This is a genomic window from uncultured Shewanella sp. (assembly GCF_947501225.1).
Classification (GTDB): Bacteria; Pseudomonadota; Gammaproteobacteria; order Enterobacterales; family Shewanellaceae; genus Shewanella.
In genome coordinates, this window is record NZ_CANMUW010000010.1 from 59784 (window position 1) to 76166 (window position 16383).

At 49.3% G+C, this 16383-nt stretch carries 14 protein-coding genes; 5 read left to right on the plus strand and 9 right to left on the minus strand.

All coding sequences use genetic code 11. The features are described from left to right. Nucleotides 1–11 precede the first annotated feature (11 nt). The 3 genes from spoT to gmk are packed head-to-tail and all read right to left on the minus strand — an operon-like array spanning nucleotide 12 to nucleotide 3096. Entirely contained in the window at nucleotides 12–2117 is a 2106-nt protein-coding gene (gene spoT / locus Q1B47_RS14655; protein WP_299795087.1) for a bifunctional GTP diphosphokinase/guanosine-3',5'-bis pyrophosphate 3'-pyrophosphohydrolase, read from the minus strand. A gap of 13 nt (nucleotides 2118–2130) precedes the next feature. Beyond that, nucleotides 2131–2415, minus strand: a complete 285-nt coding sequence (gene rpoZ / locus Q1B47_RS14660; RefSeq protein ID WP_012327157.1) for a DNA-directed RNA polymerase subunit omega — start codon at nucleotides 2413–2415, stop codon at nucleotides 2131–2133. Between the two features lie 57 nt (nucleotides 2416–2472). Further along, the gene (gene gmk, locus Q1B47_RS14665; RefSeq protein ID WP_299795094.1) at nucleotides 2473–3096 is read right to left on the minus strand and encodes a guanylate kinase; all 624 of its coding nucleotides are present in this window, start codon (nucleotides 3094–3096) and stop codon (nucleotides 2473–2475) included. Nucleotides 3097–3478: 382 nt separating this feature from the next. Here gmk and Q1B47_RS14670 point away from each other — a divergent pair, with 382 nt between their 5' ends. The 4 genes from Q1B47_RS14670 (at nucleotide 3479) to Q1B47_RS14685 (ending at nucleotide 7515) form a co-directional block, all read left to right on the plus strand. Next, nucleotides 3479–4546, plus strand: coding sequence for a DUF805 domain-containing protein (locus Q1B47_RS14670; protein WP_299795096.1), 1068 nt, complete (start codon nucleotides 3479–3481; stop codon nucleotides 4544–4546). A gap of 125 nt (nucleotides 4547–4671) precedes the next feature. Then, complete coding sequence (locus tag Q1B47_RS14675) at nucleotides 4672–5640, plus strand: NTP transferase domain-containing protein (protein WP_299795258.1); 969 nt, start codon at nucleotides 4672–4674, stop codon at nucleotides 5638–5640. Beyond that, complete coding sequence (locus Q1B47_RS14680; RefSeq protein ID WP_299795098.1) at nucleotides 5637–6701, plus strand: aminoglycoside phosphotransferase family protein; 1065 nt, start codon at nucleotides 5637–5639, stop codon at nucleotides 6699–6701. Before Q1B47_RS14675 ends, Q1B47_RS14680 begins: the two co-directional genes overlap by 4 nt. A 385-nt stretch (nucleotides 6702–7086) precedes the next feature. Beyond that, entirely contained in the window at nucleotides 7087–7515 is a 429-nt protein-coding gene (locus Q1B47_RS14685) for a hypothetical protein (RefSeq protein ID WP_299795100.1), read from the plus strand. A 203-nt stretch (nucleotides 7516–7718) separates the two neighbouring features. Here the strand turns inward: Q1B47_RS14685 and Q1B47_RS14690 are convergent, their stop codons facing one another. The 4 genes from Q1B47_RS14690 to Q1B47_RS14705 form a co-directional block, all read right to left on the minus strand. Next, nucleotides 7719–8099, minus strand: a complete 381-nt coding sequence (locus tag Q1B47_RS14690; RefSeq protein WP_299795102.1) for a cytochrome c3 family protein — start codon at nucleotides 8097–8099, stop codon at nucleotides 7719–7721. Nucleotides 8100–8143: 44 nt separating this feature from the next. Continuing rightward, nucleotides 8144–9784, minus strand: a complete 1641-nt coding sequence (locus tag Q1B47_RS14695; RefSeq protein ID WP_299795260.1) for an aromatic amino acid ammonia-lyase — start codon at nucleotides 9782–9784, stop codon at nucleotides 8144–8146. A gap of 29 nt (nucleotides 9785–9813) precedes the next feature. Then, nucleotides 9814–11373 carry a flavocytochrome c gene (locus tag Q1B47_RS14700; RefSeq protein ID WP_299795104.1) on the minus strand — a complete coding sequence of 520 codons (1560 nt, stop codon included), beginning with the start codon at nucleotides 11371–11373 and terminating at the stop codon, nucleotides 9814–9816. 469 nt (nucleotides 11374–11842) lie between these two features. Continuing rightward, nucleotides 11843–13000: a hypothetical protein gene (locus Q1B47_RS14705; protein WP_299795106.1), complete on the minus strand. Its 1158-nt coding sequence runs from the start codon at nucleotides 12998–13000 to the stop codon at nucleotides 11843–11845. Between the two features lie 648 nt (nucleotides 13001–13648). Here Q1B47_RS14705 and Q1B47_RS14710 point away from each other — a divergent pair. Continuing rightward, the gene (locus Q1B47_RS14710; protein WP_299795108.1) at nucleotides 13649–15172 is read left to right on the plus strand and encodes a sigma-54 dependent transcriptional regulator; all 1524 of its coding nucleotides are present in this window, start codon (nucleotides 13649–13651) and stop codon (nucleotides 15170–15172) included. Here the strand turns inward: Q1B47_RS14710 and Q1B47_RS14715 are convergent. Next, nucleotides 15169–15627 carry a hypothetical protein gene (locus tag Q1B47_RS14715; RefSeq protein WP_299795110.1) on the minus strand — a complete coding sequence of 153 codons (459 nt, stop codon included), beginning with the start codon at nucleotides 15625–15627 and terminating at the stop codon, nucleotides 15169–15171. The genes Q1B47_RS14710 and Q1B47_RS14715 overlap by 4 nt on opposite strands. A gap of 30 nt (nucleotides 15628–15657) precedes the next feature. After that, the gene (locus tag Q1B47_RS14720; RefSeq protein ID WP_299795112.1) at nucleotides 15658–16335 is read right to left on the minus strand and encodes a molecular chaperone TorD family protein; all 678 of its coding nucleotides are present in this window, start codon (nucleotides 16333–16335) and stop codon (nucleotides 15658–15660) included. Nucleotides 16336–16383 lie beyond the last annotated feature (48 nt).

Sequence of the window (16383 nt, forward strand, 5' to 3'; positions counted from 1 at the left end):
GACTACCATGCTTAGCGATTACGGGATGTGCGTAGCACTTCTGGCAATACCCTGATGCGGCGCATTACGTTGGCTAAGTGGATCCTGTCTCTGACCGAAACGCGCAGATTGATGAGGAATACTCTGCCATCCCTCTCTTCGGTGCTCAGGTTGTGGATGTTGGCACCTTCGGCGGCAACAATCGAGGTGATCTTTGCCAGCGCGCCTTGATGATTCACTATCTCAATTCGCAGGTTGGCTTGATATTCAACGCCCTCTGCGCTGTCCCACTGGACCGGAATATACTTATCCGGCTCGCCTTGATACCCACGAATATTGGCACAGCTCTCCATATGTACCACTAGCCCTTTCCCCGGGCTGACGTGGGCGATAACGGCATCGCCGGGTATCGGACGACAGCAGTTGGCAAAAGTTACCAGCATTCCCTCGGCACCACGGATCGGCATCATGGCCGAGTCTTTATCTTCGTGATGCTCTACCTGATCGCCACGGAGTCGTTGGGCGATCACTATGCTCATGGCGTTGCCTAAGCCGATATCGGCCAGCAGTTCATCTAAGGTGTTATGTTTGGTGTCACTGACTACGCTGTCTATCTGTTCGGCGGAGATGTTGTCTAACTTAGTCTCACCCAGAGCGTGGTTCAACAGGCGTTTACCCAAAGCGACCGCATCATCCTCTTTGAGGCTCTTCAATATCTGGCGGATCTTAGCGCGAGCCTTACCCGTAACAACGAAGTTCAACCAGGCGGCGTTAGGTCTGGCACCCTTAGCCGTAATGATCTCTACGGTCTGGCCTGAAATAAGTGGCTGGCTCAGTGGATAGGCCTGACGATTCACCCGGGCACCGACACAGGTATTACCTACATCGGTATGAACTTCATAGGCAAAATCGACCGGTGTCGCACCGACAGGAAGCTCAAGAATCCGGCCTTCGGGTGTAAAGACATAGATCTCTTCCGGGAACAGCTCTGTTTTGAAGTTTTCGACGAATTCGAAAGAGGTACTGGCGCTTTGCTGCAGTTCCAGCAAGCTCTGCATCCACTTACGGGCACGAACCTGAGTCGTCGTCCCCTGTTCACCCTCGCTGCCCTTCTTATATATCCAGTGCGCCGCTACCCCTTTATCGGCCATCTGGTCCATATCTTCGGTACGGATCTGGATCTCAACCGGTACGCCGTGGGGGCCAAACAGTGAAGTATGAAGTGACTGATAACCGTTGGCTTTAGGGATAGCGATATAATCTTTGAAACGTCCCGGGCGGGGCTTATACAGCCCGTGCATGGCACCCATGACGCGATAACAGGTGTCGATGGAGTCGACAATCACACGGAAGGCGTAGATATCCATCACCTCCTGGAATTGCAGCTCCTTGCTACGCATCTTGTTATAGATGGAGTAGAGGTTCTTTTCACGGCCCTTTACGGTGCCTTCTAGACCTGTGTCTTCCAAGCGAGTGCGAACAGCGGCCTCGATGCTTTGAATAAGCTCTTTACGGTTGCCTCTGGCTGCCTTCACCACCTCTTTAAGTACGCGATAACGCATAGGGTAATAGGCTTGAAAACCTAAGTCTTCAAGCTCGATCTTGATATTGTGAATACCGAGACGATTCGCTATGGGGGCATAAATTTCGAGGGTTTCTCTGGCAATACGGCGACGCTTATCGGGCCTGAGTGCTCCTAGTGTGCGCATATTGTGAGTGCGATCGGCTAATTTTATCAGGATGACCCGAATATCCTGAGTCATTGCCATCATCATCTTGCGGAAGTTTTCGGCCTGAGCCTCTTTCTTATCGCGGAACTTTAGCTTATCGAGTTTGGAGACGCCTTCGACCAGCTCAGCGATGGATTCACTGAATAGTTCAGCGAGTTCCTCTTTGGTGACCGGGGTGTCTTCAATGGTGTCGTGCAGGAGGGCGGCCATAAGCGTCTCATGATCGAGACGCATATCGGCCAGGATGCGGGCTACCGCAACCGGGTGTGTGATATAGGGTTCACCACTTGTGCGCATTTGGCCTTCATGGGCATCACGCGCCACCTGATAGGCCTGCTTGAGTAATTCTACCTGGTCAGGTTCTAAATAACCCGATGCAGACTCCTTGAGACCTTCAAACAGATACAAGTGGCTGTACTCCTTATATTACGTTGTTACGACCTTCGGCAATCGCAGCAACAGCAGCAATTTCAGCTGCTTCACGTTCACGGACAGTTTGGCGCTCATCGGCGTCCAAAGTATCGGCAGTGACTAAACCTAGTTCGATTTCGCGAAGAGCGATAACCGTTGGCTTGTCGTTCTCTTCTTCAACCATAGGGTCTTTACCCTGCACAGCGATTTGGCGAGCACGACGCGCTGCAACCAGGATCATATCAAAACGGTTGCCGATTTGTTCTACGGCGTCTTCTACAGTTACGCGAGCCATGTGTTGAAACTCCAGTGTTAGGATGAAAAAATGACGCAAAATTGTACACGATGACAGTTAGTCTGCCAACAGATCTTTAATCATATCATTTTGAGCATGAATTTGGCCAGCACCAGTTAGGCGCTGACTGCGAATAATGGCGATTAAATCGGCCAGGGCCGTATCAAAATCATCATTAATTATGATGAAATCGTATTCACCATAATGTGAAATTTCAGCTGCTGCCTGAGCCATGCGACCGGCGATGATCTCGTCGCTATCCTGACCTCGCCCTGTTAGGCGCCGCTCTAATTCGGCTCTCGAAGGAGGTAAGATAAACACTCCTATTGCCTCAGGCATCAACTTCTTGACTTGCTGAGCACCTTGCCAGTCGATATCGAGAAATACATCGATACCTTCATTAAGGGTCTGTTCGATCACCTTACGGGAGGTGCCATAGTAGTTACCGAATACTTCGGCCCACTCGAAAAATGCGTTTTCCTCAATTAATGCCTTGAACTCTTCGACCGTAACAAAATGGTAGTGTTGGCCATTCACCTCACCTGGGCGCGGTTGGCGTGTGGTGTGAGACACAGAAACTTGCTTGTCAGTCGGCTTATCTTTCAGTAGTGCCGATATCAGTGAGGACTTACCCGCACCACTGGGTGCCGATACGATAAATAGATTTCCGCGTGCGGTCATTTGCTAAGTATCCAAAAGGTGAAAACGAAAGGTTGCCCCGGATTTACGGGAGATCCGAATATTATACAGCTTAGCAAGGGCGCGGCGCTAGTGTCAGTTTGATTCAATTATGCCAGGTTCAGCCTGTGTCAGCAGGGAAGCTGCAGTGGAACTTAGTTTTATACCGGTAGGAAAGGAGAGCTGATCGGTGAATTTTTCAAGCTGACACTGACTTTGCGGGAGAAATTGGTTAGTCTGTTAGCAGTTAACGCTGAATATATCGCTGGGGGCAAAGTGATATCTTGGTATCAAGGCATTTTTTGGGCGTTTTCTGCGATTTAAAAAATTTATATCCTTTACGTATTATTTCCCATTCGAACGTTATTGTTAGGTGTCGACATTCATGCAATATAGCTCTCTTTTTTGTATCCGCGGGCGAGATAATGGCCCAAGGTTTGCCGCCATCACTGCGCTGGCTTATCTTGTCTTATTGTTGGGTTTTATCTTTATCGGAGCCAGTTCGGCTCTGCTGCTTCTCGCACTTATCTTGATGCCTCTTATCGGGCTTAGTGGCCTTCGTCGGATGCGGGATGCCGCCAGACCAACTTGGCTGCTTGGGTTGAGTTTCATCCCTCTGCTGCTTTTCGTTCTCTCTCTTGTTTACGGCGACAGCCTCAGCTTCGCTGCTAGTTGTGTTGTCTTTGCCGCTCTTATTACAGGCTTTCTTGCGATACAGAGGCCTGTGGGTAAAAACCGCTATCATCAGGGGTATTTCGGGCCTGCAGCCACAGTGGTCAATGCGAAAGGGCGCATGAGGGTCGAACCTACATTAGATGGCTCCGCGGCGGCAGTTACAGGACACAGTTCAGATGTCGATATGGCAGAGCAGCTTAAAGACCATGAACCATATGATGAACCCGTCAGAGGTTTCGATGGCATCTCTATGGCGCAGTGGAGCTCATGGGCGCAACAGAACCGTAAGTTGCTGGTAGGCTCAGTTGTCGGTATCTCTAGCATGGTCATTATCGCCGGTATCTGGTCACTATTTTCAGGGACCGCTGACGATGAGTATGTTGCTCCGGAGCCCGAGGTATCTGAGCCGGCAGTTGTGGTCCAGAGAGATGAGGTGAAGCTTCCCGATGGATTCAGCCTGATACTGGAGCAGGAGTTGCTGGTAATGCGCTGGCTGGGCGAGGCGGATGAACCCGGTATGATCTGGTCTCTGGCTACCGCCGAGGGAGATAAAAGTTGCGCGCATCTGACGTTTAACAATGGCACACGCTACCGCCCGGTCTCGGTTGAGCTGATGCCTGATACCGCTATTGAAGCCAGATTCTCGCCGCTGGACACAGAATCCGTTATCAGCGATATTGCGCGTCGTGGAAGTGTAAAGCTTTGCGGCTATGATTTTAGCCTGAAAGGCAGTCAGTCGGCCCTGGCCAAGAGTGGTACTTTCATCCCCTATCTGTAAGTCGGTATCTTGGCACCCGGGGGAAGCTTTTATCGCTGGATATAAGCTGGCTTTCTCTTTAGACTCTCAGGCCGTATTTGGGGCGTCTATTAATGGCGCCCAACAATGGTGTTGAAATCGAGTGTATGACGCATACAGCAATCATGAATGAAAATAGTCCGTTGACCCTGGTCATCATGGCCGCAGGGCTCGGAAGCCGGTTCGGTGGTGATAAGCAGCTGGCCGCCCTGGGGCCGAGTGGCGAGACCATGCTGGAGTTATCGGCACTATCGGCATATAAGGCGGGTTTCACTAAGCTTGTGCTGGTGATAAGGCCCGAACTGGAAAACCGGCTCGATTCTCTGCTGCGTGAGCGAATCAACCCACTGGTCTCACCCGAGTTTCAAGTCTGTTATTGCTATCAAGAGCTTGATGATCTACCGGCCGGAGCATTGAGCCACCTCGACCACTTTGACCACAGGCAGAAACCCTGGGGGACGGCGCACGCGCTGTGGTGTGCCCGACATAAGGTTAAGGGACTCATGGCGGTGATTAATGCCGATGATTACTATGGCGACAGCGCCTTCGAGCTGCTGGCTAAGGGGTTACTAGCCCGTCCTCAGGAGTGGATGATGGTTGCATATCCGCTGCATCTGACCCTGTCAGAGCATGGCGGAGTAAACAGAGGCGTGTGCCGGGTCGATCAAGGTATGCTGCAGGAAGTTGTAGAGTGGGTGGATATTAGACAGCAGGGTCAAGAGGTAGCCGGTTTGTGTAATGGCGAACCGGGCAATCTAAATGGATCTACACCTGTCTCTATGACCTGTTGGGGCTTCTCTGCCGCCATTTTTGCTGTATTAGAAGATGCACTGGAGCAGTTTATTGTCGAGCATGGTCATGAACAGAGAACAGAGTGTTATCTGCCCATGGTGATTCAGCACCATTTGGATTCGGCGAAACTGAATAGACAAACGGAAAATGAACAAGCAACCGGGTTGATACGGGTCGAAACGGCTCAGGAACCCTGGTTTGGAGTGACCTACCCTCAGGATGTAGCGTGGGTGAAAACTAAGCTCGATGAGCTTGAAGATAATAAGAATGGAGTGGTTGCGTGATCGATTTTATTAGGCAGACTGTGCTGCCCTTTTATGGTATTCCGTCTGCGAATACCTCAGTGTCCCCTTTGGGGAATGGTCACATCAATGATACGTTTCTGGTGCGGTGGGATCAGGGGGAATTTGTCCTGCAGAAGCTCAATACACAAGTCTTTAAGACACCCAATGCATTAGTCGAAAATGCCGATAAAATTGCCCGTTACCTGTCTGACAAGCAAGCAAGTGGCCACTACTCACTTAAGCTGGTCGAGCCGGTTAGAACCCGGGATGGGCTGCTGGCGGCTGACTTAGGTGAAAAAGGGTTCTGGCGGGCGATCAACTACCTCCCACACAGCCATAGCATCGAAGTGGTGAGATCAGAAGATGAAGCCTTTGCCGCAGCCAAAGCCTTTGGCCACTTTTCATCGGCCTTGAGCGGCTTCGATGCCACAGAGCTAACCGATGTCATTGCACAATTTCATCACCTGCCCGGACGTATTGAGCAGTTGCAGGCGGCCGTAGCCACTGACTCTCAAATGAGAGTGGATTCCTGCCGGGAGTGGGTGGATTTTGCGCTTTCCCAGCAGTCACTGCTGGATGAACTGAGTGAAGTGTCGCCTAAGCTGCCACTCAGAACCTGCCATAACGACACTAAGATCAATAACATGCTGTTCGATAAGCGTGATATGAGCAGCCTGGCAATCATAGATCTGGATACCTGTATGAAAGGGCATCTGATGTATGACTTCGGCGATATGGTGCGTACCTTCTGCTCGCCGGAGGAGGAGGACTCTACGGCGCTGGAAAATGTCCGTGTGCGCGAGTCTGTCTTTGCCGCCATCTGTCGTGGTTACCTGAGTGAGTTGGGGGATGTGCTGAGCCGTGAGGAGAGGGAAAGCCTGTGGCTGGGAGCCCGTGTCATCTGCCTGATGATCGGGGTACGCTTCTTAACCGATCACCTCAATGGTGATGTCTACTTCCATATTCATCATGAAAATCACAATCTGGAGCGCGCCGCCAATCAGTTCACTCTCTATAAAAGTCTGCTGGCGCAAGAGAAGAGTCTGACTTCATATCTATAAGCTTTTTGGATAACTTAAATATTCGATAAGCTTCAAACTTGATGGGGGAGAATACCTTCCCCCTCCTTTGACCTAAGTGAACTTTCCATTATCGCTATTCCTGATGGAGAGCTTTGTCTGGAGTTCATCATCCCCCCCCCTGATAAACAAGCCCCTTTACAGTATTGCCGACTTTGAATCTGTCGTTGATTCGATCGTTTTTACCAACCAGTATGTAGCTCACCGGTCACTCGCTTCAGAATCTATATGTTATTGATTAATGGTGGGAGGTCGTGTGCTGCGTAATCGAGTGGGTTGATTTGTACCATTTTTTGGCTTACATGTTCCTACCATATAAAATCATGATTGTTATGATCTCCGTCCACGTTCTGACGGAGAAAATTAAATGGCTTTCAAAAGAATAATAGCAGTATCAGCTATCGTTGCGGCATCAGCCATGATGGTAAGTGTTGCTTGGGCCAATCCGCTAATCGCTGACAATCCAACCATTAAAAGCTACACAACTAATGATGAGCAGTCATTTGTCGGCATTGGCTATCCAATCACTAATGATATGTATGGCTCACAAGGTAGGGCGCAATTCTCTGATATGGTCTCTGCTCTTGAAGAGCAGGGATACATAAAAGAGAAATCTGAGCAGCTGGACGGATCGAATATTTATGAAAAACCGTCTGAATTCTGGCAATGCATAAAGATTGACGGTTGTGGGCAGTATTATTGGATCGGAAAAAACGGCAATGAGATTGCGACTATTAAGCTTGTAGGTAAGCGGAATGGTGTAGGACATCTTGAGGTCGTGATTAAGTCGATATAGATGAGTGGACTGTCCCGGTTTATCTTAAGAACAGTTCTGCATAACAACTGGTCATCATCAAAGCTCACCATAAAAAACGTCCCGGGACCTAAAGGCCACGGGACGGCGGAAAAATACCTTCGTTTATTCAGATTGGGAGCTAAAGCCGGTTATTCCAAAAATTTAATGAGACTGTGATGTAATACCAACTGGTATAAGTTTTTTTAACGCTTCATGTCCGGATATTCAAACTCATGACATTCGTTACAGTATACCTTGCTCTGCTTGTGCTCCTGATGGCAGTAAGTACAGGGCAGGTCGGTGCCGTAATGCAGGCTATCATGGGGGTTAGGCTCTACATCGTGTCCCGCATCCTTCGGGCGCGCCGTCTGCATGGCCATATCATCGCTGCTGCCGTGGCATGACTCACACTGACTCGCTGCCGGAATGGTTTTACGCTTAGCATCACCATGACACACGGCACATTCAACCTTGCCGTTATCATCTGTCATGATCTCTTTATGATAATCCTTCATCTGTACCGCAGAAGCAGCAGGAGCCGCTAACAAGCAGGCTAACAATAAAGTATTAAGGGTTTTAAACATCTTGAAATCCTATTGCGGGGCAGCAAGCCGCCCCGCCTAACCGTTTAGTATTGAGCGATAAAGTCGTGTGACGCCTTGATATCCGGCGTAAATGGACGGTCCAGCTCAACGAATGGCACCTGCTTGCGATAGTCTTTGTACATCGCCTTAGTCGCTTTACCCATGTCCAGTTCTGGAGTGGTCAGCTTACGCAGATCGATGGCCTGAGTTGAGTGCAGCAGTTCGAGGCCGTAGATGTAGTTGGTGTTATCGACGATCTGGATCAGGTTATCCGAAGCCAGCTTCAGGTTAGTGAAGGTATCTTCGATGTTACCGGCAACCGGAATACCGTCGAATGAAACCGGGTTGGCAAGATGCTTGTTACGTACCTGCATATCGACGAAGTTCTTCTGGATAGCACCGAAAGCGTGACCATGGTTACCGGGTGCGCTCAGGAAGCGGGACAGTTTAGTGAAGTGGTTGTCTGACAGATGAATGGTACGCATCACACTGTTGTGAGACACATGGGTTAATGCCACGCTGAGTCCCTGAACGGCAAGGGCAACCGGTAGTGGCTCGAAGTTAGTGGTCGGGAATACGCCGCCTTTACCTTCGATCAGGTACTTAGCCACTTGAGGGTGCTGGGTGTAATCCTTCGATGCATTCAGCACCACGCCTGGGTTATCGTCCGAGTGGTTGATCTGTACATCGATAACTTCGCCCAGATCGGCAAGCGCCTTCTTGGCACCGGCAAAGGTGTAAGCGGTAGTACGGTAGCTCAGTGGATCCTGTAGTGAACGTTTATCGTTCAACTGCCACAGGTAGCTGCCGTCTAACTGATTAAGGATCTCGCTTGTCGCTTCCTTGATGTATGGGAAGGGACGAATGTCATTGGTCTGAGGCAGGAATGGCGAGACGTTGCCGTTCAAACCTTCCAGACTTAGGCTGAATACCGTTGGAGAAACGGTTAAGAGGTGCGATGCATCCTGGTAACCCTTCATGGCATAGGCAACAGCGACAGAGTTGTTAGAGAGGATAGAGAGTGCATCTTTACCGATAGGCTTAAGTGGCTTAACGCCGGCATCTTTCATCGCCTCAACGCTGCTGACACGCTTTCCTTTATAGAACACGTCCCATTCACCGATCATGGCCAGGCCGACATGAGACGCCATCAGGATATCGGCTTCACCCACTGTGCCCTTAGATGGAATTACCGGAGTGATTCCCTTGTTCAGGTACTGCTTGTATAGCTCGGCAACATATGGCTGAACGCCGGTTTGTCCGGCCAAAATAGTGTTAAGGCGTACGGCCAGAGCGACACGGGTCAGGCGAACCGGTACGGCTTCTCCCATCGCGGCGCTGTGAGCTCGCAGTGTGCTGTAGTTGAAGCTCTTGGAGGCATCTAAAACGGCCTTGCTCAACTTACCATCGGCGGTAAACAGCTTCTGATCTTTGTTTAGCCCGACACCTACGGTTAGACCGTATACCGGTTTACCCAGACGCGCCGCATCCATCAACAGCTCATGGGCCTTAACCAGGTTTTTAGCCGCTTTATTGTCAATTTTGACCTTAGCGCCGTCGGCAATTGCCCACGCCTGTGCTTGTGTCATATGCTTGCCATCTAAAACGACACTATCCATTGCCAGTGCACTTCCTGACATCAGGCTCAACGCCAGAGAGGCCATAACAACTTGCTTACTATTCATCATCTTAACCCTTTTTATATTTGACTTAATTATACGTGTTTCAACACAATACTTTTTGATGCGGCACATAATTGACCGGCGTTACGGCCCGTGACTACCCCCTCTGCTACGGCGCAGGCGCCGAGACGACTCGCGCCGTGAATACCGCCGGTTGCTTCACCCGCTGCATACAAACCTTCGATCGGCTTGTTGGTCACCAGATGCAACACCTCGGAGCGGGTGTTTACCTTGACGCCACCCATGCAGTAGTGAACCTTGGGCCACATACGAACCGCGTACCAGGGGCCCTGTTCAAGCTTCATCGCCTTCTGCATGGGCCTGCCGAATTCACTGTCCTCACCTGCATCGACGGCCTTGTTCCAGTTCTCTACCTGTGCCTTGAGAGCATCGGCGGGGATGCCATAGATATTGGCAAGCTCTTCCAGCGTATCGGCCTTCTTGATGACGTTATATTTCAGTCCCCAATCCAGAGTCTGGGCCTTGCTGGCACCCTCTGCGTTAGTGAAACCTATGGGGTAGACAGGTTGCCCCTGTGCGTCACGACGGGTCATGATGGCGTCGGCGCGAGCCTTACGGTCTGCCAGTTCATTGAAGAAGCGCTTTCCGGTTCGCGCATCGACCACTATGCCTCTGGGGTAGGTCGCGATGGTGTTAAATTGTGAGGCGGTACCAAAACCTTTCTCATCGGGAGAGGCCCATGGGCCCAACTGGATCTGATCCAGGTGGATAGGGTTGGCTCCGATCAGCATCATCTGCTTCAGTGCGTCGGCATTGGCACCCGGATGGTTGGTTGAGTCCAGCTCCTTGGTGAGCTTAGGTTGCTGCATCTTACGATATTCGATATCACGGCCGAAGCCGCCGGTGGCCATGATGACTCCCTTACGGGCGCCATAGCGGCGGGTCACCCCGGAGCGCTCTTTAGGGAAGAAGTAGTCGGCCTTAACTTCGATACCCGTTACCCGTCCCTTGTCATCCTCGATAAATGACTCCAGTTTGGTTTGGGTGCGCATTTCTATGCCGCGTTTCCTGGCTGCCTTGATAAGGGGGCGAATGATCCCGGCACCTGAGCTCTCTACGGTTTGTAAAACCCGGGGAATAGAGTGGCCACCGAAGTGTTGTACAAACGGCTTCCACTTGACGCCATAATCAGTCAGCCATTGACACGACTCGGCGGTGCCATTACATACCAGCTTGAGCATCTCTACATCGTTCATGCCTCGGCCCGCTTCGAGCATGTCGGCAACCATGGTATCCACCGAGTCCTGAATACCGTTTTGCTCCTGTAGTGGGGATCCGGCAACAGCCATAGCGCCGCCATTGATGGTGGAGTTACCGCCGAAGACCGGCATCTTGTCGACCACCATTACGCTGGCCCCGCCTTCACGGGCCTGTAGCGCCGCAGACATGCCGGCAAAACCACTACCAACTACAATGACGTCGACCACCTCATCGAATTTGATCGCTTCAGTCGGTGTACATGCGGCACTGACAGGCTTGGCTATCGATGCTCCAAGACCGGTAACGGCCAGAGCCGCTCCTCCGGTAATTAGCTGGCGCCTGCGATGGCTTATAGGTTGTTTGTCACTCATTCTCGTGTGTTCCTTAATCTTTCCGGGCATATCAAACTGCTTATCAGTGTTATTACATGGATAACTGCAGTGACTATGCCAACTGCTATAAATAGATGAGAAAGGTGACGCTTTATGATCTGTAACACTAAATCACGAAATATGATGAATCGAGACCACGAAGTTTCGTGTTCGACTTGATATATCGGCCAATTGGTTTTGTTAGATAACGCTATATAACTAATTCGTGTTTTTGTTTTATATCATCGGGTTGAAAGAATAATGTGAGTTTAAGGTTTAAATCAGGTTGTGAACTCTTGATTTTTAGACGGTGAAGTAAATTGCTGCTTTAATCTGTGTCTATAAAAGAAAAAGGCTCTATATATAATAGAGCCTTTTGTGATGCCATTATTATAATGGCGCAGGGAGTTGAGTTTTTAATTAATCGGTGATGCTTTCAACTGTTTATTCGATATGTAATCGTCAAGAATTAGAAATAGTAACCGAAGTTGATGTTAATACGTTTGTCCATATCATCACCAAATTCAGGTAGGCCAACATGGTCGTTATTCTTAGTCGAGAATGTCATGTTTTTACCCATGATGAAATCGATCATGGTATATGTCGGGCCAGCTGAAACAGCACAGCCTGTGACATTCTGGATGCTGTCATCATAACTTGAATCAGCAACATCGGGGGTCATCAGACCGAAGTCGTTATAACACTTAACGCTACCCCATGATGTTGGAATTGTCTTGGCCAGGTTAAGGCTGTATACCTGCCCTTTGGATGCAATTTCATATTGCCAGTTAACAACCGATACACCGATCTTGTTGTCGTCTGCCGCGTCGGCGGCGTCATACTCATATTGCATCGCCTGAAGTTGCAACTTCCAGCCGTTGTAGATTGTTTCCATGTGCGCGGCAACCGCATACCTGTCGCCATTGTTACCCGTCTTGTTGTTGTAGATCTGACCGGCTTCAACGGAAGCACCTATGGTGGTCGAGCCGCCTTCATGCTCCATGGTATAGGTTTGACGAAGGTTTAACTGATTCGTCTCTTCATTGTTGTATTCGGTGCCATTGTCGATACCGTCATAGGTGGTATCTATGGTGCCGGTGAAGAGATCGGTAGCGTAGCGCTTGATCTCAGACGGTCCATATTCGGCGCCCTTATAGAAAGCTAAGTCTGTGTGCCAGCCATTCTTCTCGTAGATGGCCTTGATACCGATATCATGATCGTCTTCGAAGCCCAGGTAGTAAGGCAAGCCAAACCACCAGCTGTTAGAGATGAAGCCAGGGTTACCGAAGGGAACCTTGTTGATACCAAACTGAAGTTGCCAGTCAGGGTCTATATCGTAGTAACCGTAACCATATTTGATAAAGTTTGTGCTCTTGGTAAAACGGTATTCGGCAGCCAGGCCGAAATCGCCTTTTTTGCCCTTCATGACTAAGGTTGCAGTATCGAAAACCAGGTCTCCGCCTTTCTCTTTTGAGCTGTCATCGTATAATTTCAGGCCATAATTGACCCGCACCGAGCCACCAATATTAATCCCATCTTCCTGGGCCTGAGCACAACCAATAGAGCCGGCCATTGCCACGGCTGTCGCGACGGCGGACAGCATAAGTTTAGTGGATTTTTTCATCATCATTTTCCTGTTACTACTGTTTATTATTGAGTTATTTGCATGCCGTTCAGCCTTTTATATCAAAGGTACTGTTATTCAGCTTTTTTGTGTTTGTGACATAAAAAATTGATATTTCTCACAAACAACTAATTATTGTCGAACAGCATAAGTTGAAATCTTATTCTCACCTGTTACCTGCTAGATCAATTATTAATGAAATTGATTGTCGCAACTTTAATAAAGCAGTATGCATGCCAAGCTATAAATGAGGCGTGTAATGGACAGTTAATTAGATATGAATCAACAAAACACGAAATATCAACAAAACATAACACTAAATGCCGTGAAAACACCTAAGTTTCGTCAAATGTGTTACATCTGTATTCTGCGGCTAATGAGATCCTGTTAACGGTTTTTAAGTAATCTAGATATGGCGCTTATGTGATTAATAAAAGTTTGGCGGCTCATATTATTTGCATAATTACAGTTTAGATCACATATATTTAAATGTTTTTGTGAATTTGAACTCAAAGAATATATTGATGTCACATTAATTGAATTTGGAAGGTATACATAGTTATTATCAAGTTAAATTTTTGATCGGTACCACGGAATCACGAAATATAACGAACTACAATGATATTTAACGATGGCCATTCAGAAGAATCAATGGAAAAGTTCTATTATAAAGCGACTCAATGTTTATGCAGTAGTCTTCAGTTAGAAGAGTCACTACAGAGCTACTTTGATTACATTAAATCCCACCTTCCGATCGATGGGATCTACCTGAATATCTACCGTCCCGACTTCAGCGATATTCAGTTTATCGCTCAGGTCAATGAGCAGCAGTCATCCACCCTGGATAAGCGTATACCGATCAGCAACGAGATGTGTGAGGCGCTGCAGGATCTCGACAGGCCGGTTATCCGTATCGTTAATGATATTGAGCTGGATAATGTGACACAGTTTGTCGCGCCTCAGGTCATTCCCGAAATTAAGTCTGTCATTCTGTTGCGGATGGTTTCCGGCAATACCCATCTTGGGGTCGTGGGCTTTTACGCCAAGCAAGCCGGTGTATTCAGGCCGCGACATGTGGATATGCTGGAACCACATATGCAGACCTTCTCCCTGATAACTGCATTCAATCTTAAGGGGCGTAATCTTCTCAGAGCCAATGAAGCACTGACGGAGCAGAATCAGTCGCTGAAGCGAACCTTGAACATCTGTAATGGTGTTGTGGGCGCTCAATCCGGATTGAAGCTTGTGATGCAGCAGGTAGAGTCCATTGCCAAACTCAATACCACGGTGCTGATGTTGGGAGAGACAGGTTGCGGTAAGGAAGTCATTGCAAATGCCATTCATGAGCTTTCACTGCGGGCCAACAAACCATTTATTAAGGTCAACTGCGGTGCGATTCCCGAGAGTCTGATCGATTCAGAGCTGTTCGGCTATGAGAAGGGGGCGTTTACCGGCGCAGAGTCCCGCAAGGCCGGATATTTTGAGCAAGCCAATGGCGGTACTATTTTCCTGGATGAAATAGGGGAGCTACCGCTGTCGGTTCAGGTCAGGCTGCTCAGGGTATTGCAAAACAGTACCATTACCCGTGTCGGTGGCCACGATGCCGTGCAGTTGGATATCAGGGTCATAGCCGCGACGCACCGTAATCTCAAGGCGATGGTGTCCAGCGGTGAGTTTCGTGAAGATCTCTGGTACCGTCTGGCTATCTTTCCGATTGAAATTCCCTCTCTGAGGCAGAGGCGTGCAGATATTCCGTTGTTAATTCAGCACTTTATCGAGATGTTATCGGCAAAATTTAATCAGGACCAGCTGCCCCGTGTTGCCCCCGAGCAGTTGGCCATTCTGAGTCAGTATCATTGGCCGGGTAATGTCAGGGAGCTGATCAATGTGCTGGAGCGGGCCATTATTCAGCGCCCCAAGGGGCCGCTTAATTTCGACTTCCTCATGCCGGAAGTAGAGATCGAGCATAAGGAGAAGAGGGTAGAGACCATTATTGTCGACCCCAGCCATGCGACCGATAAGCTGGTGCCGCTGGAAACCATGACCCGAAAATATATCGAGCATGCGTTGCGGGTCACGGGAGGGAAGCTCTATGGTCCGGGTGGAGCCGCTCAGTTGCTGGATATCAACCCCAATACCATGCGCAGTAAGATGAAAAAACTAGGTATCTGCTAACGCCCCATATTTCGTTTCTGCAGTCGCCTCTGACGGTTGAGCTCATCGAGCTGTTCGGTCAGATTGAGGATCTGCTGTTGTAACTCGCGGTACTGAGTCGGGCTGAGCTCGCTGTCCGGCCTCTCTTCAAGCTCCTTTGCCGCCCAAATCTTGGCAAGTTGAATGATCAGGTGCTCTGCCTGGGTCAGGTTGTCATGCTCTATCTGTTTGATCATCAGCAGACGGAAACAGTCGAACAGTATGGTGAGCATAAACTCATGGGTGAGGGGCCGATCTTGATCCTGAGTATCAGGCTCCCGAAAGCCGATGGCCGCGATCAGATTAGCGACAGTGGTGACCGTAGTTGCGCCGATAAAGAGGGAGTGGATCTCAGCCTCCTGAAGCAGAGCCTGCTCAAGCTGTTGTGCCAGCTTGCCTTTATTCCACTGCTCTCCGAGCGCCTTGATGAAAGTCATAGTAACTCACCCATGATAAAATCTTATCTGTTAACGATACAGGCGTGCCGTCATAGGGACCAGATTTAATTTCTGTATCAACCCCTCCAGATAGGCTTGTGTAAGCAGCGCAATGCCTCGGTAGAAGTCGGTTTTGGCATGTTCAGCCATCAGTTCGAGACAGCGACCCGACCAGGGGAGCAGGTGTTGCTGTAGCAGTATCATGCAGCTGCGCTCTATCGCTTCACTATCGTCAGATTGAGCCCATTGGGTAAGCATCTGATCCAGCACCGCGAAAAACAGACCGATATGATCGACCGGCTGATTGGTATCCAGCTCGAAGCTGATCCCTTGCTCCTGATAAAATGCCTTCAGTGCCAGTGTAGTCTTGTCATTGAGCAGTTGTCTCTCACTCAGGTAGACTGAACCCCAGGGCACGGCATTGGGTTCGCCGGGTCCATAGAAGAGCTGTGCATAGTCCAGTTTCAGAGCTTGTTGATTATCTCTGGTCCATTGGTCGAGATAGGTCCATTGTCCGAGATAGCCCGATAGCAACTCACGACCACTCGATTCCCGGGCCGAGCCGGTAAATTCAGGCCAGCTTTGGGCGACATCGTGCTCGATAAAGCCCTGAATCAACTCGGGTGTAGGGTCGTTAAAGAGTACATTGTGAAGAATGCGCGCTATGCCTTGATATTCCAGAAGCTCATTTTCGGTAAGGGATGACATGCTAACCTCATTTGTTGAACTAAAAAGTTTTGCAATTAACAGGAAAAA

Excerpts from the sequence above, each read along its gene's own strand:
- rpoZ (WP_012327157.1), bottom strand. The coding sequence starts at position 2,415 with ATGGCTCGCGTAACTGTAGAAGACGCCGTAGAACAAATCGGCAACCGT.
- gmk (WP_299795094.1), bottom strand. The coding sequence starts at position 3,096 with ATGACCGCACGCGGAAATCTATTTATCGTATCGGCACCCAGTGGTGCG.
- Q1B47_RS14670 (WP_299795096.1), top strand. The coding sequence starts at position 3,479 with ATGCAATATAGCTCTCTTTTTTGTATCCGCGGGCGAGATAATGGCCCA.
- Q1B47_RS14675 (WP_299795258.1), top strand. The coding sequence starts at position 4,672 with ATGACGCATACAGCAATCATGAATGAAAATAGTCCGTTGACCCTGGTC.
- Q1B47_RS14685 (WP_299795100.1), top strand. The coding sequence starts at position 7,087 with ATGGCTTTCAAAAGAATAATAGCAGTATCAGCTATCGTTGCGGCATCA.
- Q1B47_RS14690 (WP_299795102.1), bottom strand. The coding sequence starts at position 8,099 with ATGTTTAAAACCCTTAATACTTTATTGTTAGCCTGCTTGTTAGCGGCT.
- Q1B47_RS14695 (WP_299795260.1), bottom strand. The coding sequence starts at position 9,784 with ATGAATAGTAAGCAAGTTGTTATGGCCTCTCTGGCGTTGAGCCTGATG.
- Q1B47_RS14700 (WP_299795104.1), bottom strand. The coding sequence starts at position 11,373 with ATGAGTGACAAACAACCTATAAGCCATCGCAGGCGCCAGCTAATTACC.
- Q1B47_RS14705 (WP_299795106.1), bottom strand. The coding sequence starts at position 13,000 with ATGATGAAAAAATCCACTAAACTTATGCTGTCCGCCGTCGCGACAGCC.
- Q1B47_RS14710 (WP_299795108.1), top strand. The coding sequence starts at position 13,649 with ATGGAAAAGTTCTATTATAAAGCGACTCAATGTTTATGCAGTAGTCTT.
- Q1B47_RS14715 (WP_299795110.1), bottom strand. The coding sequence starts at position 15,627 with ATGACTTTCATCAAGGCGCTCGGAGAGCAGTGGAATAAAGGCAAGCTG.
- Q1B47_RS14720 (WP_299795112.1), bottom strand. The coding sequence starts at position 16,335 with ATGTCATCCCTTACCGAAAATGAGCTTCTGGAATATCAAGGCATAGCG.